The organism is Bacillus sp. KH172YL63, assembly GCF_011398925.1.
Taxonomy (GTDB): domain Bacteria; phylum Bacillota; class Bacilli; order Bacillales; family Bacillaceae_B; genus Rossellomorea.
In genome coordinates, this window is the sequence record NZ_AP022842.1 from 2,202,554 (window position 1) to 2,222,808 (window position 20,255).

Genomic DNA, 20,255 nt, shown 5'->3' on the forward strand with positions numbered 1-20,255 from the left:
TCACTCGGATGAAAGAAGAAAGGAAAAACACTGCGAAGAATAAAAAGTGAAGTCCTCCCATCTGAAATCCCCGACCCTGCGTGCAAACCATGCTGTTTGGACGGGTTAGAGGATATACAATGCCCCATTGAGGATCATAGCGGCGGTTCTTTCCTCCATAATTGAAGAGATCAATGTAAGAATACTGTATTTACCTTTCAGGAAACTTAATGAAAGTTTAAGAGAAACCTAAATTTTTCATCTGACAAATGGATTCCTCTTCTTGCAAAAGTCGATCCGAAGCTCTCACCACCCCAAACCAACTCCCCCCCACTCACCCTCACCCTCTCCACCAGCCCACCCTCCTCCATCAACGTCAACATATCCATCATCACCGCAAACGGACTCTCAAACGATTGAAAGATCCCGGCGCTCTTCCCCGCTTCCCACAGTTCCCGATAGCTGATGAAGCCATAACCCGCATGCCGCAGGCACCGTTCCCCCTCAAGCAACTTCAAAACAACGCTATATAACCGTAAACTCTGCATCTGGAAATCCTCCTTGTTTTCCTGTGCATATTTCGTCATGAACATCTCTCTTTCCCCCTTGCTCAGTGTTTTTAACTGGATCACCTCAAACCTCGATATCCCAACCTGCCAATTTCCAACCGGCTTCCCTATCTATATCCTTAGCGTCACTAATTGGTGTTGTTGTTCTCTGAAATCTCTTCTTTCTTTAAGATCTAAAGTCTGTTTGCACTCCCTCTCTACACCCGATTCACATCACCATCGCCATGGGAAAACGCGCTGGAACCAGGTATGGTCACCACCGTATTCATCAACCGCTGAACCTCATGTCCAAGATTTGCAAACCTCCTCCTCAACTTGACCCCATCCCTCAAGACACCAGTCGACCCGTGATTCCCCACCACAATAGCCCCCATCTTCTTCACATACACACCAACTTCAACAAACGTCCCGTGAATCAACTGGACGCCACCCATTCCATTCACCAACCCCACCAGCACATCCAACAACATCCACACCGTCATATCCAGCAGCACGCTTCCACAATCTCTCATGTCGATCACTCCTGTTTCATTATGTACTCACTCTTTATATAGGCAAAAAAAAGAACAAAGGACACCCCTATAACAAAAGAATTTCAATATACATTCGGGTAAGATCCGAATGTTCTCTGGTGTTTCCACCCATCCAACTTTAATCAGCCCAAACCAATAAATCCCTTGAACTTACATCTATTTCATTTAGACTGAATATGATGACACTTTGAAAGGCGGATCATTCATGCAGCCCACAACATTTACATTCAGACTTTCTGACGAAGGATATCTGGAGCTCCTTCGAAACATGCCTTATATTAGAAAAATGTATGCATTCATCATCACAGTGCTGGTGACCCTCTGCACCCTATTTTCCCTGTCTATAAATGGTGACTTACAAGCGTACACACGCTCTGCTTTTGAAGTCATAAGTGCCGGTGTAATCGCTTTCTTACTATCCTTCGTGTTTCTCATTGCCCTGTACTTTTATATTCGTTCAAAATGGAATCGGGGCTTAAAGAAACTCGCAAGGTCATTAAAAGAGAAATACCAGGGATCAAAAGATGAAGATTACATCATAGCGTTTGATCAGAATGAGAAAGCATTCTACGTAGGATATCGCAGGCATAAAATTGAGATCGGCCAGCGTTTACATGTTGTTTCTACTTCAAACTATCTTCTTTTTTATCATGGAAAAGGAAAAGCTGAGGATAAATTTTATATTCCTAAAGGTGGCAAAGAAGGGCATCGGGAAAGTGTCCGGATCGTTGAAGCATTCTTGGAGAAATCGGAAGAAGTGCAGTTTAAAAGGAAAAGACCGTCGTGAGTCCTCACGACGGTCTTTTTGTGTACTTATAAGCGTTCCGGCTGCTACAAATGATCGCTGGCATCTACAGATGATTCTTCTCCTCCCTCAGACTCTCCTCCAGCTCGTCCAACATCTCATCAAGCTGCTCCATCGTTTCCCGCGGGGAGAGATATGTCTCAAGAGCCTTCTCCAAATACCTCGGTGAGTGGATCGTCAGCCTCGAATTGACGCTCTGCTGCTTGTCAAACTGATCATCCATAAACGCAATCAGCTCATCGGTCGACAACTCATTCAAGCTGATCCGCTCCAACGCCAGGTAATCCATCGGCGACAAGATCAATCCTCTCCCCCTCCTGTAAATGAAATGGTCGATCAGCACCTGAAGCTTACCTATTTCCTTCACCCCGTTCATGCTCGTGGTATTCTCTAAAGCCCCTTCATTCTCTAAGGTCTTTTGACTATTTGCAGATTCCATCCACTCCTGTTCCACGTCCTGTTCACCGCAGAAAGACCGGCCGGAACCAGCCTCATCATCGAGCTGGTCACCACCGGATTCATCACCCCCATCCTTCACAGCCGTCCCCATCTCCCTGCAGGCGAAATCCTTCGCCGGTCGTAACGTAAACACATATCCATGCTCATACTTCTCCGCCTTCAACCACCCGCACTTCTCCAACCGCTTGATCGAACGCTGAATCCGGGAATGGGAATACTCCTCAACCCCATTCTCATTATAAAACCACAAATCCTCCCGCAGCTGCCTAAGCGAGCGGACATACTGCCTCTCCCCTAGCACCACACCGCCAACCAGGACCCCGCCTTTGTACGTTGAATTCAACAAGATCAATACATACAACCGAAGATCCTCCGTATGACGAAACGTCTCCATCTCTTACATATCCGTCTCCAACTTTCTCCATCCATTCATTACAATCACTCCTATTTCGTTTTGGTTTCATCTTTTATATAGGGGGATGGGAGGGAAAGGGATACCTTTTAAAGTATTTTTTCACAAAAAAACCTACAGATTAATTAAAATCAATCTGCAGGGTGATTTTCACATATTTTCTCTATAGAATTACATCTCTGTTCTAGCATTCATTCATTTTGAAAACCAATGTTTATTACCTAGAACTTTGTATCATTTGTCGTCGTGTTATTAAATAATTGATTGTCCAATACAGTACTGGAATGAAAGAAAACAAAAGCAAATACACCAATGAGTAAACATTCATTTCCAACAGAACTCCCTGGTTCCCCGTGGGTAACAATATCATTAGGAAATAAATTAGTGAATGCATCAAAAGTGAGTTCTTAATAAAATTAGATTTTTTTAGTAGTATCCAATCAATGAATAGCGATAATGGCAATCCAATAAGAAGCATAACTAAAAAGGTTATTGGTAAATATATTAGATATCCTAGGAATTCAAAAACACCCTCAGATAGAATAAATATTGAGTTTGCGATTAAACTGCATATGGTTAGGGATAACAGTTTATTAAGAGGTTTGTTAAATTCTTTCAAAATATCCCTCCCAATTATTAGAGATTATCAATTTTTCACTTAAGAAAAAGACCCTCGTAAACGGTCACAATGGCCTTCTTCTTTTTTTATATTCCTACATTCCCCTCTATATCTCCAACCAGCACTTCTACCATCGCTTCCTGATAACCAACTTTTTTTTCTATCTTCATCACTTCAGCAACTTTCTTTAACCCATTATGCTGAAGTTTATCGACTTGACTCAAACGCTTATCAGTTAAGATTTCTTCTGATATTGAATCAGAATAAGTTTGTACATCCATCCTCCATAATCGGACGTTTCCCGGAAACCTTTCTACCAGTCGATCCGCGATAAGCATTCCTTCAGGATCAAGATCACCCGAATAGTAGATTGTCAGCCCTGACATCGCAAGTTGTTCAATCAAAATCCAGCCGGCAATTCGCAGTTGTCCATGGGTACAGATGATTGGAGCACTGGGAACTAGGTCCATTAATGTAGAAGCCACGCTAGAATTCTCGACCACCCATACCACATTACCTTGTAATGGGTAGATTTTATTTACTTTTATCAACTCTTTTAGTGGTAAATTCAAAACTGTCCCCGTGTCTTGAGCTGCCTTCCATACAGGATGAATCCCTTGATTATTCTCAGCAATTAAGTTTAAACATGTCACAAAACTCCATAAATCATCCCTTATTATTCGATAATATCCAAGCAGATCATTTTCTTCTTCTGATGTTTTACTGAAACTGAGATCCGTTTCTTTACTTATCTGATCAATTGTCAACAAATGAAGTAACATTTTCCCAAGTACCGTGTTCCGGTCGAATGCATGGGGATTGCCCGTTACCTTTTGAGCAAATAAAGGCAAGCGTATGAATGTTTCTTCTTCCTCTATCAACTTCCACGCTTTTCGCAGGAACCCCAAAGATTGTTCCAACTCAGTAGGATCTTCCTTGTATATTCTCCATATCCCTCTGGTATCTGCCGACTTGGAAGAAATCCAATTAATATACCAATCAAGCTGAGGAAATTTCTCTTTCATGTTGTTCAAAAAGTGTTCTTCTCGTTCCTGCTCCTGTTTGAAACGCTCTTTGTTCGCTATTAACGATTCACCAAAGTAGTCTTCAAGAAACGATAGCAACGTATCATATTGATACCTTGTCCGGCTCAATTCTTTTTCAAACCTAAGAAGGGTAATCGATTGTTTCACTTTTAATTCTTCGACCGATAACCCCGTTAAACCGGAAATGGTCATTAACTCATCACTTGAAAATGATTTTAGGCTAACCGAGCCACCAATCCTGCCGAGGGACTCGTATCTTTTTCTGAATAAGTGAAACAGCTTCTGAAAAGCCTTCTCCTTCTTAAGTAAGCTCAAGTCGTTCATAAATCTCTTCCTCTTCCTGATGAACTGGTTTCCTTTGAACCCCGTCCCATTCATAACGCATCACCGTTACGAAATCGGCGTTCTTTGGTCTCAATAGATCAGCGATTGACAAGGACGGCACTGTATCATAATCCCCCCACAATGCTTGTGAATTCATGATATAGTTAAAGCCTAACTGTTCAATGACTTCAAACATATCCCGAATATTGTTTTCATCCACTCCAGCGAATGCCTCGTCTAATGAAATGATATACGGCGCGGAATCTCCTGCCTCTTTATAGCGGGAATAAGCGGCCGTAAACAACGGAATATACATGGCCATCGCCTTCTCTCCCCCAGAGAATTGGAAGAAGGCATTATTCGTCAACTCGCGCTTGACCCCTTCATTTTCCCTCTTGTATGATAGGACGAACGTAAACCATTTCCGGTAATCCAGGACTTCTTTCAGAACCTGATGAAGGGTGGAACCTTCATTTCGTAAAGTGATCAATTCTTTGGCTTTGGCAATCCTGGATTGGAAATGACGGGTGATTTTATTTAGATCATCTTCATGCAGATGCTTACTGTCCCTTTCTAGCAAGCTCACAAGTTCCGCGGTGTCCATTTCTTCTTCTGATTCTGCGGTCTGCGCTTTCCAAGCAATCGAGAAGATCAATCCTGATGAATTGTCACGTGTAGACATGATCTTATCCATTTCCCGCACCCATTTGGCTGCCCGCTTAATTCGGCTTCTTAGAATCGTTCCGATATGATTCAGCATGATATCCTCATACAGCTTCCGGTCCTGTTCATCTAGATTACGATCCTGTTCTTCGTATGTTTTCGTTAGAATCTCGGCAAGATAGTAAGGATTGACCTGACTGCCATTGTAAGAAAAACGAATCATCCGGCGATCTTTCAAGTTGCTGTACTCTTTCACAATAGCTTCAAAGCGTTCTTCCTGCTCCCCGTTCATCCATTCAGGTGATTCCTTCTCTTCGGTATAAATGGTCATCCTGTATTCCGATAGCATATGTTGTTCTTCATGGAATGCTTTGGATAGCTGTTCTAGTATTTTCGGTTTATCATATGAGGTTAACACGTCCCCATATACTGATAAAATATTCTCCGCCTCGTGTTGGTCCACTTCTACAAACTGATGTTGGATTTCTTCTGCAACGTGTTGTTTCCACAAATCACGCATTTTCACCCAGAATTCTCTATCTGCAACTTCCCTCTCTAACTCCGCATTCACCCGTTTTAAATCATTAGCTTTATCAGAAATTGCCTTTAGCAGGCTCTTCAGCTCATTCTTCACATGTTCATAGTTCTCTTGTACACGCCTAATTTCGTCCCTGATTTCATCCACACCTTTTAGGTTGAGCTGATCTTCAATGGACTCCATTTCCCTCTCGAGCTTGTCAACAGTTCCTTGTTCAACATTGATTTCACCCTTTAAATGATCTATCTCTTCTTCAATCTCATCAAGTAACCTTGCAAGGTCTGTGATCCGTTGACGGTTTGCCTGTAACTTAACCATTGAATTTTCAAGAGTATTGAGATTCCCTTCATATTCCTTCATCAACTTAAGTGCTACCGCTACGCTCTCCATATTCAGTTCAAAGCTAAACCGGCTGCTGTAATCGTACAGTTGCTGTTTCAGTCGACTTAGTGTGACCTGCACGTCTTTCCAGTTTCGGTCAGTTTGATCCAGCAATGCTTGTTGAATAGTACGATCTTTCTCAAACTTTACATATTGCTTTCGAATTTCAAGGAGCACACCATCTGATGGAATAGCATGTTGCCATTCTCTAATATCCTCAATAATCTGGGTTAAACGGGATATTTCCATACTGACTTTATCTCTGTCCTCATGTAAATCTTCAAGCTCTGCCAAAAGAAGAGCCATCTGCTCTTTTAAGTATCGTTTTCTTGATGTGCGACCGATGAATTTAGATGGACCCTCTTCCGGTGCATGACCTCTTATGATGCCATAGCTAAATGAGCCGTCTGTATCAATCACAAACGCTCCAGCAGATTCCTCCATAGGAATGGAGCGAAGTATGTCATCCACCCTTTGGTTAGAAACAGCTGAGTCTCCTTCTACATCGGGTTTCAGGTAATCAGCAAGGGTTTGCACCATGAGGAGTGGTTCCGGTATAAGGATCGCATCTTGTATGGGTTTGATCTCATCTGCTGTAATGAGGCTATCCAGGATCCCTGTCTGCTTAAGAACCGCTTCAATCCGGGACTTATCCTCTTCCGTTACACCATCCTTAAATTCCACTGCTTCATAAAATGGTATCCCGGAAACTCCTTTTTCTTTTAGACATTCACGGTGAGAAGAAGTTCCTTCCGAACGCTCTGGTTCAATCATTTTTTGTTCTTTCAATTGGGAAATCTGTCTATTCTTCTCTTGGATCCGCTCTTCTAAGCTTCTGAGAAGAGTGTTCTGTTCATAGTTCTGTGTCCGAACCTCTTCCTTGTATTTATCCAGACTTTTGAGTAAGATTCCCTTCACTTGTTCATATGAATTCTCATCATAAAGCCCCTGAACAGATCGAGCTACATTCTGACGCTGTTCATTCGTGAAAGAAAGGGAGTCATGCTCAGACATCCACGTGAAAATAGCGGATTCCAGCTTCTGCAGTTCTTCCGTAAACCATTCCTCCGTATGGTCCATCTGTTGCAGGATTTCATCCACTTTCTGCTTTAACGTAGAAGATTCCCTTTCAAGCTCACCGTATCTATCTTGTTGTCGGGATCGTTCTTCAAGCAACTTCATGGCATCTGAAAGGACATTCTGATGGTTTAATACCGCTTTTTTCCAGACAGTAAAATCGTACAAGGATTCTTCCATCCGTTCGAAATCAGCTTGATTGATGGCATGTGTTGTAAAACCACATTCCTCTGCTAATTCTTCCAACTCAGCTAATAAGTCTTCTACTATACTAGCTGCCTTCGATTCGCTCTCCTCTAACGACCCCAGCTCATCCTTTTTCTTCACATAATCCTTGTGCTTTCTATCGTTGCTCTGTTCCAATCGTAAAACGGAGTCCTTTTTTCGCGAAGACTCCTTTTCAAGATCTTTCTTCTTCGCTTCAAGGGACCACACCTCATGACGATTTAGCTGATCTTTCTGTTTCTCAAGCATGTCTTCTTCATTCGACAAATGTTCTTCTCTTTGTTCTAGTTCTGCAATCTCGACTTTCATCCCGGCTTTACTTTGCTGAAGTTCATTCACCGTTTTTTCTTTAAGGATGACCTTACTTTCTGTATATTGCCACTTTTCCGCTCTTTCAGCTAACACGTAACGATTATACCTGTCGTATACCCGAAGAACTTTTTCCATCGATTTCTTTTGACTGGATAATCGTTCTAATTCTTGCTGAGCCTGATCCATGTGATCAATACTGTCAGACAAATATCGGATTTCATCGTCGGTAAGAGGTGGCAATGCCGATTCAAGAATTTCATAAATCACCGTTGGTTTAAAATCTTTTGATAACTTAGGGCTTCTTAACTGAATCAATAATTTAATAAGGTCCTCATAGGCTTCGGTTGATTGAAAGCCGAACACATGGCGATTGACAAGTTCCATATACTCCCTCTGAGAATTTACTACTTCTCCCCCGGAACTAATCCGGTTCTTTAGCTCTTTTTCTGACATGGGAACCTTTTCCCCTGCATGAGTAAGCGTAAGAGAAAAGTCAACTCCAATCCGTCGATTATCTGTGATGACGAAATACCATGACTTCATTTGCTTATTCCGTTTCGCCTGCATACCCATACCTGTTGTCATATACTGTCCAGTACTTTCCTTCACATACTCCATAAAGAGATAGCCCGTCCGCTCATCACGATCCACAATCCCTTTTTCTCCAAGAAGATAATCTTCCATTCTTCTTGCTTTGGAACCAAACGGATCCAGTCTGTCAGGAGACTTCCTCCCGTCCAATAACACAGGAAGAAAGCTCTGCATTGTAACGGACTTCCCTGACCCATTTGCTCCACGGAGCAGCAGCTTACCGTCTTTAAAGTGAAACGTCTCTTCATCGTAATACCAGAAGTTCACGAGGCCGGCGCGGTTTAATTTCCATTGTTCATGACTCACTGTCATCACCCTTTCTAGTAAAGTCGTCTGGATATTTCCCTGCAAGGATTCCAAATAACGGCTTAATATAAATCATGACTTCATCTGTTTCAGCCATCATCCAGCTTTTCATGGAAGAAATGCATTCCTTTCTGATGGTCTCAACCGAAGCGTCACGGAAATACTTTGACCAACCTGCACCATTCTTCTGCCTTAACTCAATGATGTACTGATCGAATTCACCTGTCGTCAACAACAAGTCTCCTGATTCGAGGGGAGAAAGGGAAGAACGCTTTTCATACAGATGATAGGACAGCTGCAACAACACATCGGTCACTGCCTTAGCATCTGGAAAATACTCATATTTATAATTGGGTTCTTGGGATGATAAGAATGCCGTATTCTTGAACAATCTAAGGCGATAATGGCTATGTTTCTCGATATCTTCCATAATTCTGTTTCGAAAATTCCTAATATATATAAAGTCGGGGTCGCTGCTCGATTTTCTATGTAAACCCGGTGAAAAGAACAATTGCCGGTAGACCCGCTTACGTGTCTCATCTTCCTGCTGGAATTTCCAGTCTTCATTGAGTAAATTCTGCCAGCTGGTAAACTGAGTCAAGTCCTCAGGAAAAGAACGAATGAAATATTTACTATAAACCGTTGTTTCATAGAGTACCTCATGCTCCTCGTCTGTATCAAACCTCTGAATATTCCCGTCCACAGTACGAATCAAATGAAGGTCTGTCATCGTTTTGATTGTGCGGATCAGAGATTTCCGGTGGGTATAAACCGTCCAATCAATTCCTTCATCCCCCGTGTAGTCATGCCTAATCTCCTCAGCCAGTTCTGATAACAGAAACTGTTCAGCGACAGATTTCTCCTCAAGATATGCCATAGCATAACAAAACAGCGCATAATCTCTTTGCTCCTGAAAAGAAGCAATACCCATCCAGGCTTCCGGTTCAACCGGAATCTTCTCAAGCTTAATAAAATGCTGATGGACGATTAATAAAAGCCCAAATTTGTCATCAAGATACCGCCTTAATACTTTTTCTCTTTCACGAATCAACTGATATTCTTGTGGATGCTCACTTCGCAATATCCAAAACTCATGCAAAAGAAGTTCAAGCCCTTCTATCGCTTTATCATCGAATTCAACGGTCTGAACCTGCTCCAACCTATAACCCACCTTTCATTTCTAATGTCACATCCGGCATTTTTAAGACCCCATCTTCGGCATGCATGATGGTCATCCGATCTCTGTGCACGTGCACCTTCACTGTGAATCCATAGTCGGTTTTAATCACCCGGCTCTTACTGGACATTGCCTTTCCGATCCAACCTAGTATTACTTTCCGAACAAAAGGCTTTACCACTCCAAGCTCTGAAACCGTCATCTTCTGGTCTGTAAATAGAGTCTCAATCATCGTCCGTTCCTCCGCCCTTTCAGCGAGGTGCTTTTGCATCAAGGCTTTTTTCTTTTCATCATTTGAAACCATGGCCCCAGGTTTCGTTTTATCCTTAAAGGACCTGATGCGCGGTTTAATTGGCAGAATGATTGGTTCTTCCTCCCAAATGTCTGAATGAATATTTTCCGTAGTATCTTCTTCTATCTTTAAATGACGAATCGTCATTGAGCCGAAAACAACCGCTGATAATTGATGGGCGTCTTCCATTGAATGGCTTCCACTGAATAGTTCAGCAAGGTGAAGATAATCTTTCTTTCGACTGTGATGACTATGGTGCCGCTCGCTCATCCGCTGGACATATCGGGTAATTCGCCTGATCATTTCATTCGTCTGCAGCTGCAGCATCTCGAGCTCGCTTGATTGGCCCTCGCTCCCGATGAACCACGATCTCATCACCCGCCAGAAATCATAGAACTCCTGGTACCAATCCAGCACCGTTTCTTCACTGATTTCCTCCAACCGTGGTATTTGCCTTCTATAATCAGCAAGCTTGTCAAAGAAAGGAGCGACAAGCTGTTGATCCATTCTCTCCAACTGATCTGAAATCTGAAAGGACGTTTTCTGAAGAGACACAATAAAGTCTCTTAAATACGTCGTGAATTGATTCTTATACACCAAGAACGCCTCACTCTGCATCCGCTGATCTGTTTGTTCACTATTTATATAGGCGATGTAATCAGCCGTGTTCGTTCGAATCGTCTGGAAATATTGCAGGAGATCTTCCCATAAGAGCATATATGTCTCAGGAGATTCCGGCAGATCCTTCTTCAACTCATGTTCCAGCTTATTCATGGATTCAAGCAATCGGTCAAATTGGGATTTCTCAAGAGAACCTCCAAAACTTTCTCCGCTCTTCTTCTCAAGTGTCGCCACCATTCTCTCGATCTCAATCGTATAAGGCGTAGATTGATAACGAAACCGTTTCTTCTTATACTCTTCAATCGTCTTTGCGTTCGTCATGTCCTGCCTGGCATTCAGGTTCTTCCACTTCACCAGCTGAGCAAGTTGGACGAGAAGCTGTTCCTCCTCATAACGCTCGTAATGGGGAAGTGATCTCAAATAATCCAACACCTCTTCCGGTGAAATGAAGTCTCTCATCCGTTCATGTTGCATATAAAAGTATCGTAGAATCGTTCGATACTCTGGAGCGTTCTCTGCTGTCAGATAACTCGCTTCGATGAGCTTTTTCATAGGACCTTGCATGATTCATGCACCTCTTTTCATGGCGATCATACTTCATTCAACTCTGTATGTATATGGAACAATTATATCAGCAATGGGGGTATAAGTTAATGGAATGACAAGAGTGATGGAGAGGTAAGATTGGGTGGAAGGAATTTAGGAGTATCCATTGTAAATCTCCCTATACTTTATTCTTAAAATCAGATGGTTTATAATAAAGATAAATCATTCAAAGTTGGTGATGTAAATGGAACCTATAAGAATTGAACAAGATGATGTAAAAAAGGCAATTCAATCGGGGCATTCATACATCCAAGTCGGTAAACGAAAGTATTTATTAATGGAAGTAGAAGAAATCAGTAACAATGATGGTTACCAAGTAACAGATCCAGAAGAAGAAAAGCAAATATTGAAGGCATTAGAGGAAGATAATCCGATCCTTTCAGAAGAAGATATAAGGAAGATGTTAGAGAGTTAAAGCCATGAGAATAGTGTGGAGAAAGTCGGCGATTTCTTCCCTTATAGCTCTTGATAGATGGAGACAAACCATTGAACTTCAACCCATTGCAACATATCTAAAAGAAACCATTGAATTGTATTTTATTCACCAGGATTTTTCAGTTCATATTCCAGGAAGACATGTACTTATAAAGAAAATGCCCGTTGACCTACGAATGGTATTAATATCTATAGGAAAGTCGGATCCCTATAAAATCTTTTACAGAATAAAATTGAATCAGATTGAAATCTTTTTAGTACGTCATCCTCACCAAAGGTCAGTTGAGTAATTAGGATACAGGCTAATTCCTATAAAAAAAGATCCACATCTTCCATTAGAAGTGTGGATCTTTTAATGTAAAGTAACATGGCAAGAGTCAGACACCTATTCATGTTAACGATTTTATTCCGTCAAATGTTGAACAGCATAATCCGCTTCCTCTTGAGTAAACTGTTCACCGTATTCAGAAACAAGTTGGTCTCTTATCGCTTCTGGTGACATGGCCATTGTATCTTGATAACTTTTGGCTTTTTCCAAGGCGTTCTTTTTATAATCGGCTTTCATTGTATCGATCGCATATTGTGCTTCTTCCGCAGTGAACTGTTCACCGTGCTCTGAAATGAGCTGATCATAGATGGCTTCCTTTGACATGTACATCGTATCAGAGTAAGATTCCGCCTTTTTCAATGCGTTGTCCTTCCAATCAAATTCAAGCTTTTCCATGGCATACGCAGCCGCTTCCTCGGAAAACTTTTCACCATACTCTGAAACTAATTGATTATGAATCGCTGCTTTGGACATATTCATGATCTCAGCGTAAGTTTTCGCTTTTGTCAAAGCGGATGCATGTTCTGCGGGGACGTCATCTTCCACTTTTGCTTCTTCTTTTTTGGGTTCCTCTGGTTTGGGCTGTTCTGTTTTAGGCTCCTCTGTTTTGGGTTCCTCTTTTATATTTTCTGACTCTTTTGGCTCAACCGCAACGGGTTCTGTAGCTTCTGATTTGACTTCCTTTTCCTTCGTATCAACCGCCTCATCACCATTCCCACCAACAGCTGCTGCAACAATCAGAATCACAATGACCCAGACCCACCACTTTTTATAAAACGGTTTTTTCTTTTTTGGTGATTCCCCCACTAGCTGTACCCCCTTATATTGGTAAACCTACATAAGAAGTATATTTTCCTTGATCGACAAACATGCAGGGAGTCTGTAATCAATGCTCAGGGACCAGTCCCCTCGGCTTCAGAAAAACACAGCCAGCAATCTCTGTAACCTGTATTTGCTAATAGAACTGACCCCGGATTACTCAAACCGAAGCAACAGTACCGTCCCCCTGCATACACCCACCCCGAAACCGCCCAAACTCCCTCACAAACTCCAACTTCACCGTCCCCACCGGCCCATTCCGGTTCTTCGCAATCTTCACTTCCACTTCCTGACCGTTCTTCGAATCTGGATAGTAGTAATCATCCCGGTACAGAAACAACACCACATCCGCATCCTGCTCGATATTCCCCGAGTCACGCAGATCCGACAGTCTCGGCCGCTTGTCATCTCTGGACTCGACTCCCCTCGATAGCTGGGACAGCAGAATGATCGGAATCCCAAACTCCTTCGCCATCCCCTTCAGCTGCTTCGTAATATGGCCAATCGCCAGATCATGCCTGTCGAAACGCTCCTTCACCGTGATCAGCTGCAGGTAATCAATCACCACTAGAAACGGCTCTGTCGGGTAGTCCCGCTTCAGGTTCATGATCCGCTGCCTGATCTCCGGCAGAGTGATCATCCCATTCTGTGAGAGTTCAAGTTTCGCTTTGTATACCGCATTCATCGCCCCGTGCATCCTCGGCATCTCGTCCTTCGTCAGATACTTGTAGGGATTCTGCCATTTCATCATGTTAATATCCGTCAAACTTGAAAGTAATCGCTGCATAATCTGTCTCGAACTCATCTCTAAGGAGAACACCATGCTCACCCCATTCTCCCGCGTACATTCCCAGGCAAGCTGGATGGCAAAAGCCGTCTTCCCCATAGAAGGTCTCGCCGCCAGGATGATGAGCTCCCCTTCCTTCCAGCCTCCCGTCAGCGCATTCAAGCTCTCGAAACCTGTCGTGACACCGGGAAGTCCGTCCCTCTCCATGTAAAGAGATTCATAGAGATCCATGATGATGTCGTCCTTCGTTTCTTCGTCAGTGATCGTGTTGGTATGCATATCGATGAGTGCTTTGTAGAGGCCATGTGCGGATTCTGGGGTGTAGGCGTTCAGGAAATGATGGGCTGAATTCTTGATGAGGCTCAGTTCGTAATACTTCAGTACGATCTGTTCATACTGCTCGATGTTCACTGTCGTCGGACAGTAGTTGGCAAGAGTCAGAAGAAACTGAACCCCGCCTACATTCTCAATGTCATCCCCCAGCTCCTCCACCAGCATCACGAGATTAATCTCGAGCCTCTTCTTCTGCAGCCCCTTCATCGCTTTAAAAATAAGGCGGTTCCTCACCAGGCTAAAATGCTTTTCCTCTAGGGTCAGTGTATCCAACACATCCGCATCCAGAAGAACCGCTCCAATAATCATACTCTCCGCTTCATGTAACTCCCGAAGCAGCTGCTCATCGTGCCCAGGGTGGTGCAGGCCGTGTCCACTCATTTCTACGTTCATTCTCAATTCGTATCGCCCCTTCTTTTTCCCATGCTTCCATGGTTTCTAGTATCGTAGTTTCCTCCACCGGCAGTTCATACAGCTCGGAAATCTTCGGTATGTGCGGACTCACTTTAATATGGGCTGCGATCCGCCTCTTCACCACATGATAATCACAGTCCTTCAGGTGCTGAAACCAGATATTCGCCGTCTCTCGAGTGAGCGGTCGCTGAGGATAAGCTCCCTGGATCATCTTCACCAACTCCCTGAACTCATCAATCGTCATGCCTCCGTCACAATCTCCTCAAGCCCATCCAAAAGGTCATCGATGTGCTCCATGGATCCCCGAGGAGAAATGTACCCCTCAAGCGCCTTCTCCAAATACCTTGGACTGTTGATTGTCAGCTTCGGATTGATGCTCTGCTGTCTATCAAACTCCTCATCCATGAACACAATCAGCTCCTCCGTTGACAACTCGCTCAAGCTGATCCGCTCCATCGACACATAATCCATCGGGGTCAAGATTAATCCTCTTTCCCTTCTGCTAATGAAATGTCCGATCAGCGCCTCGAGCCTCTCTCCTTCCTTAGTGCCGTTAAGGTTGGTGGTGTTCTCTTTCTCTTCTTTCTCTAAGTTCTTAAGTCTGTTTGCAGGTTCTCTCCGCACCCCATTCACATCCTTATTGCCGCACGAAGACTTCCCGGAACCAGCCCCATCATCAGGCTGGTCACCACCGGATTCCTCACGTCCCTCTTCCTTTTTAGACATTCCCATCCAACTCAAATACTCCCCACAGGCGAAATCCTTCGTCGGCCTCAGCGTAAACACAAACCCATGCTCATACTTCTCCGCCTTCAACCATCCATCCCTCTCCAGCCGCTTAATCGACCGCTGAATCCGGGAATGGGAATACTCATCAATCTTCTTCCCATTATAGAACCACAGATCCTCCCGCAGCTTCCGGAGCGAACGCACATACTGCCTCTCCCCCAGCACCACACCACCAACCTGAACCCCACCTTGATACGTCGCATTCAACAGAATCAACACATACAACCGAAGATCCTCCGGGTGATGAAACGTCTCCTTATCCAACATACCTGTCTCCAACTTTCTCCATCCATTCATTACAATCACTCCTATTTCGTTTTGGTTTCACCCTTTATATAGGGAGATGGGAGTGAAAGGGACACCCTATGGATAATTTTTTATTAAAAAAACATTCGGGTGGGGTCCGAATGGTTAAAGGCGAATATATGAAATTGTTAAAACGCAGAACTAAATTTATATCAAGCTTTCTGATGAAGGATATTATTAGCTCATCATCATAAATTCTATTTTTCGGAAATTTCACTTCTTTTAACTCATTGGAATGATGGGTGTGATCTTTACAGTATTATTTCTGCCTTGATTAACATCAGCTCCACTTTTGGGGTACAGTGCCTATTATAACGAGAATATTATGTGGTTTATGTACGTAAGGATTTTGAAAAGGAGATTGGAATATTGGATAATAGCTTAATGAGGAAAACACCTCCTACCAGAATCTTGCTATGGCCTGAGTTCACATCATTTGTTCTGATGCCTTTTCGATAAAGAAATTGTTAGTGATCCCTATTATGACCTACATATGCTGAAGAGAAAACGACCTGTCGAACGATTGCAACACTGGCTAGATGTATTGTAATTGGAGAATTAATTAATAGGAATAATTTTCAAAAATCAATCTAAGCCAGGCATCCCCCTGGCTTAGATTGATTCCAATAAGATCTAGTTCGGAAGAACCGATAATACCCATTAGACTAACTAACTTATGTTTTTCTCTATCTCAATGTGTTCAATTAGATGTTCACTAAGGATCATTAATGGTAATTTGTATGTTAACTCCATTGGCCCACTAACAATCGGCTGACGCGGAAATCTTTCTTGAACCGAATATACGTCTTCTGTTAAAAGCATGAACCGATGGCTAGTTTCTTCAGAAGGCAATTCTCCCACATAGGATAGCAAATCATAAAATTCATGTAAATCATCCACTGACAATAATGGTGTAATTTGATCAATCAAATCATATAAAGATTCACCTTCGTCGTGCTCAATGAAGTGTAATACAGATAAAAACAGTTCACCATTATAATGAAGTTGCTCCACTCCATTTATTTTAATTACTTCCTTTGAGGTGACTAGACGAGATTTCACTTCTCGATGATAGCTTTCACAATGAAAATCATGATGGTCTCCGTATGGTCCCCTCCAACAGGAAAGGGAATTACCTTTTTGCAGGTAATTTAAAAGCGTTTTCAATTCACCAAGGAGCCCAAGCTGTTTTTCCTTGCCCATAACCTCATCAGAATTACTCCGATAATATGAAACCCAGCGCAACAACTGATGAAGCAGCCATACCACATACCTTTCTTCCTGATAATCTTCAAATAGGGTTCGATTATTGGGTTGTAAAAGATCTGCTGCTAGACTAAGCAGCAGATCACTGTCCTGATAGGAAGACATAAGCGTGAAAGTATGGATGTCGATTTTAGATTTTATCCCTTTACAAGAAATAACAGGAAATTTGTATTCATTTCCGAACGTAAATTGGATAAAAACATAGGTGGCTCCATCGCCTATCAAAACATGGACAGGTACGCCGGGAATCTTCCGGTAATAAATACGGCGCCCATCTCCTTTTACCTCATCCAGTAGATGACTCAGTTCCATTTTCATTTAAGATATCCTTCCTTACATTCGAGTCATTTCGAAGAGCATTAAAAATCTGTTGATATTTTTCTCGGTACACTTGATTCACACGCTGATCAGCACGATTGTTCGGCTTCGGCAAAAGCAAATGATAACCAATTGCTGGGGTATCAATTCCCTGGATCCCGTGTTTTTTTCTAAGCGTTTTATTAATGCTCTCCATATCAAAAACGTATATCAAGAATAAAGCTCTCGGTCCTGATGCACTTTCCCACCTTACCTTACTTACCACTTTTGATTCTGGCGTGGCCCTATCCTGGAAGGAGGTGCCACTTCGCTCTTCAACTATTTTGATTTCCTTGTCAGTTAAACCGTATTGATAATGTCGCACAGTTACAGCCCGTCCCCTTGACAATTCAAATATGCCCGCTTCTTGGCTGAATGTTAATTCTTTTCGTTCTGCAGGTACTACATCTATCTGATTCGCAAAGGAAATACTTTCACTTGCACCATTTTTTTTCATGGTGACTATACCAACATCAACACTACTCAACTGACCACTCTCATGGAGAGCTTTTAACCTCATAGCCAGCTGCTCTCCGGGTAAACTACGATTGTTTCCGATATTAGGCCATTGATCTATCCATTTAGAAAATGTTTTAACGCGTACTTCACGATATAGATATACACCGTCTTGTTTTTCTGGCTTCCCAAGCTCATTTATAAGGATATCCACTCTTTCCTTACGAGCCTTTAAGCTTTCATTATCCAGAGGGAATATCGCGTCGTCGTAATCTGCTCGTATGTTTAGATTTCCGCTGGTAGATGTACTGTGTAGCATTTTGTTGCGTGCAGTCGGCAAAATCCCTCTTGTTTCTTCAATTGCAAATCCATATTGGAGCGGAGTTTTGCCCTGGCTACACATTTGATGAAACTGCTCAAATAGTTGCATAGTAATACCCGTTGCATAACACATCACATGTAATACTGTCTTGGTTGTAAATAATCTAATAAGATCCTTATACATTTCGTGGTAGCCAAACCATCTGCAGCATTGAAGCATTAAATCAGCCTGGGAACTTTGTCTTGTAAAGTAACTGACAGATAAACCTTTTAAAGTATAACCCCTTGATAAAATAGTTCCTCCAACAGCTATTACATGAAGGCCCTCTGGATATAAGTCAAAATTTAAAACATCCGTGCTATCAGAATTAACCATGACAACCTTAGCACGTCTGCTAACTAAATACTCTTTTACGGCATCCATGACTTCATGGTTCGAAAAGCCCAAGTCATAATTTTGTAATCCGTGCTGTTCTTGGTACTTATTTACCTTTTGGTTCTTTTTTATAGACTGTGCATAAATATCCTTTATTGCCTCCCAAAATTGAGCAGCTCTTCCAGAACTATTACTAACGTCTATAACCAATTCATCTAGATACTGGTTTAATAGCTTTACAACACTTTTATGTGGTTTTTTCCTAACGTTTGTGTGAACCAGCATCGTATGATGATTGTTTTCATAGCCACGAAGGACACTGACACCACCGTTAAATAAAAATTGGTGCAGCGCCCTCTTTAAACTAGGCGGAATGGATAACATCTCACCCTTTACCCCAAAATACTCGATCTCGTCACCATCGTATTCTTCGATTTCTTCAATGTAAGGCAATAAGCCTGCCTTGGATTTAGGTGTTCCAAAGAAATGAGTGTACCCAATATAGTTGGTAGGTGGACTTATGCATTGGATAAAATGCCTTGGAAATAGATCGAATTCTACTAGATTCCGATCAGGTGGGTTGTTCGAAATAAAAATATTGGCAAATGGGGTCGCGGTATAGCCAATATAAATACTTCGATCAAACAAATCCAGAAGCTCCCTTATACCTCGGTTTGTTTCGGTTGTTTCACCATTATCCTTTGTATTGAGGCTATAGTAATCACACTCATCATCCATAACCACTAATGTAACTTTACGGCACCTATTTGACGGTTTATGGAAAAACTCTTGGGACTTAAACCAGCCAGTAAGCGTTTGAAGCACGTTTGGAAGTTTTTTGATAATAAAAAGGTACTTTTTCCCCGGTTCGTAGCGCGTTACATGGGACCAATATGTAGAAAAGTCTCCACTTTGTAAGACAAGCGGCTTTCCTTTTGAGAAATCAATTAAATCTTGGGCTGTTCCACTAATAACCGCTTCCACTTGATTGTTTTCCAAATACTTGTACAATTGATTAAAACGTTTTAGACTCGAGTTATACCCTGTCACATGTCTTTCTCCCCGCCCCTGAGTCTGGTTTCGTAAAGTATTGGTGGCACCTGCTAGTATCACTATAAAATCTGTTGAAAGATCAAATAGTTTATTCGTTAGTCCCATCATATGATTGGTCTTACCACTTTGGACTAACCCGACTACCATACCAAACACCTTAAACACTTGTTCTTTCCAAACCTCAGGCAGGTATTTCAACACATTGTTCGTGTCAACTTTTAGGGTTTCTAAAACCTTGTCAGGCAGCCCCTCACTGTCTAGCACATTGATAAATGCTTCAAATCGCTTCCACTTTTCCTTGAAATCCTCCACCGCGATAGTTTTCCATTCATCACAGACCATAGTGGTGGCATTTTCTTGCGAGGTGTTAATTTGTTCTTGGATCGTATTTTTAATATGAGTAGACAGCCCCGGATTCTTAATTAAAAGTTCTGGAATGCTATCTTCCATAAATGCCGCTATCCGATCCACAATTTTGCGTGATTCTTCAATAATTTCAGCCTCTGACAACGATTTGCATTTTATTTGCTTGATTCCCATTTGAATTAATGGTTCAAAACTTAAATAATTAGTCATTTTGACCTCCTTTATAAGTAAATTGTTCCACGGCCAAAACAAATTATTCCTATTTCTTATTTTGGCCGTAAATTTCTTTCTGAAATAAAAGATTCTTGGTTAGG

General features: G+C 42.2%; 15 protein-coding genes. 2 read left to right on the forward strand and 13 right to left on the reverse strand.

Annotated elements, in window-relative coordinates; all coding sequences use genetic code 11:
• Positions 1–206: 206 nt before the first annotated feature.
• Positions 207–572 (reverse strand): hypothetical protein, encoded by a 366-nt coding sequence (locus tag KH172YL63_RS11140; RefSeq protein WP_173106166.1) that lies wholly within the window; start codon positions 570–572, stop codon positions 207–209.
• A 173-nt stretch (positions 573–745) separates the two neighbouring features.
• On the reverse strand, positions 746–1,060 hold the full coding sequence (locus KH172YL63_RS11145) for a hypothetical protein (protein WP_173106167.1): 315 nt from the start codon (positions 1,058–1,060) through the stop codon (positions 746–748).
• Positions 1,061–1,286: 226 nt separating this feature from the next.
• Between KH172YL63_RS11145 and KH172YL63_RS11150 the strand changes: the two genes are divergently transcribed.
• Positions 1,287–1,868 (forward strand): hypothetical protein, encoded by a 582-nt coding sequence (locus tag KH172YL63_RS11150; RefSeq protein ID WP_173106168.1) that lies wholly within the window; start codon positions 1,287–1,289, stop codon positions 1,866–1,868.
• A 64-nt stretch (positions 1,869–1,932) separates the two neighbouring features.
• On the opposite strand, the gene KH172YL63_RS11155 is transcribed toward KH172YL63_RS11150, so the two are convergent.
• From KH172YL63_RS11155 to KH172YL63_RS11175, 5 genes are all read right to left on the reverse strand, one after another.
• On the reverse strand, positions 1,933–2,706 hold the full coding sequence (locus tag KH172YL63_RS11155) for a hypothetical protein (protein ID WP_173106169.1): 774 nt from the start codon (positions 2,704–2,706) through the stop codon (positions 1,933–1,935).
• 756 nt (positions 2,707–3,462) lie between these two features.
• The gene (locus tag KH172YL63_RS11160) at positions 3,463–4,746 is read right to left on the reverse strand and encodes a TIGR02679 family protein (protein WP_173106170.1); all 1,284 of its coding nucleotides are present in this window, start codon (positions 4,744–4,746) and stop codon (positions 3,463–3,465) included.
• On the reverse strand, positions 4,724–8,839 hold the full coding sequence (locus KH172YL63_RS11165) for a TIGR02680 family protein (protein ID WP_173106171.1): 4,116 nt from the start codon (positions 8,837–8,839) through the stop codon (positions 4,724–4,726). Before KH172YL63_RS11165 ends, KH172YL63_RS11160 begins: the two co-directional genes overlap by 23 nt.
• Positions 8,829–9,998 (reverse strand): TIGR02678 family protein, encoded by a 1,170-nt coding sequence (locus KH172YL63_RS11170; protein ID WP_173106172.1) that lies wholly within the window; start codon positions 9,996–9,998, stop codon positions 8,829–8,831. The genes KH172YL63_RS11165 and KH172YL63_RS11170 overlap by 11 nt, the downstream gene beginning before the upstream one ends.
• Position 9,999: 1 nt before the next feature.
• Positions 10,000–11,493, reverse strand: a complete 1,494-nt coding sequence (locus tag KH172YL63_RS11175; RefSeq protein WP_173106173.1) for a TIGR02677 family protein — start codon at positions 11,491–11,493, stop codon at positions 10,000–10,002.
• Between the two features lie 226 nt (positions 11,494–11,719).
• On the opposite strand from KH172YL63_RS11175, the gene KH172YL63_RS11180 reads away from it, so the two are divergent.
• Positions 11,720–11,950 carry a hypothetical protein gene (locus KH172YL63_RS11180; RefSeq protein WP_173106174.1) on the forward strand — a complete coding sequence of 77 codons (231 nt, stop codon included), beginning with the start codon at positions 11,720–11,722 and terminating at the stop codon, positions 11,948–11,950.
• Positions 11,951–12,373: 423 nt separating this feature from the next.
• Here the strand turns inward: KH172YL63_RS11180 and KH172YL63_RS11185 are convergent, their stop codons facing one another.
• From KH172YL63_RS11185 to KH172YL63_RS11210, 6 genes are all read right to left on the reverse strand, one after another.
• Positions 12,374–13,105 carry an Ltp family lipoprotein gene (locus tag KH172YL63_RS11185; protein ID WP_173106175.1) on the reverse strand — a complete coding sequence of 244 codons (732 nt, stop codon included), beginning with the start codon at positions 13,103–13,105 and terminating at the stop codon, positions 12,374–12,376.
• Positions 13,106–13,277: 172 nt separating this feature from the next.
• On the reverse strand, positions 13,278–14,630 hold the full coding sequence (locus KH172YL63_RS11190) for a replicative DNA helicase (RefSeq protein WP_232066192.1): 1,353 nt from the start codon (positions 14,628–14,630) through the stop codon (positions 13,278–13,280).
• Complete coding sequence (locus tag KH172YL63_RS11195) at positions 14,581–14,895, reverse strand: replicative helicase loader/inhibitor (protein WP_173106176.1); 315 nt, start codon at positions 14,893–14,895, stop codon at positions 14,581–14,583. The genes KH172YL63_RS11190 and KH172YL63_RS11195 overlap by 50 nt, the downstream gene beginning before the upstream one ends.
• Positions 14,892–15,737 (reverse strand): hypothetical protein, encoded by an 846-nt coding sequence (locus KH172YL63_RS11200; RefSeq protein ID WP_173106177.1) that lies wholly within the window; start codon positions 15,735–15,737, stop codon positions 14,892–14,894. Before KH172YL63_RS11200 ends, KH172YL63_RS11195 begins: the two co-directional genes overlap by 4 nt.
• Before the next feature lie 678 nt (positions 15,738–16,415).
• Positions 16,416–17,330, reverse strand: a complete 915-nt coding sequence (locus KH172YL63_RS11205) for a PD-(D/E)XK motif protein (protein WP_173106178.1) — start codon at positions 17,328–17,330, stop codon at positions 16,416–16,418.
• The gene (locus KH172YL63_RS11210; protein ID WP_173106179.1) at positions 17,299–20,151 is read right to left on the reverse strand and encodes a Z1 domain-containing protein; all 2,853 of its coding nucleotides are present in this window, start codon (positions 20,149–20,151) and stop codon (positions 17,299–17,301) included. The genes KH172YL63_RS11205 and KH172YL63_RS11210 overlap by 32 nt, the downstream gene beginning before the upstream one ends.
• Between the last annotated feature and the right edge of the window lie 104 nt (positions 20,152–20,255).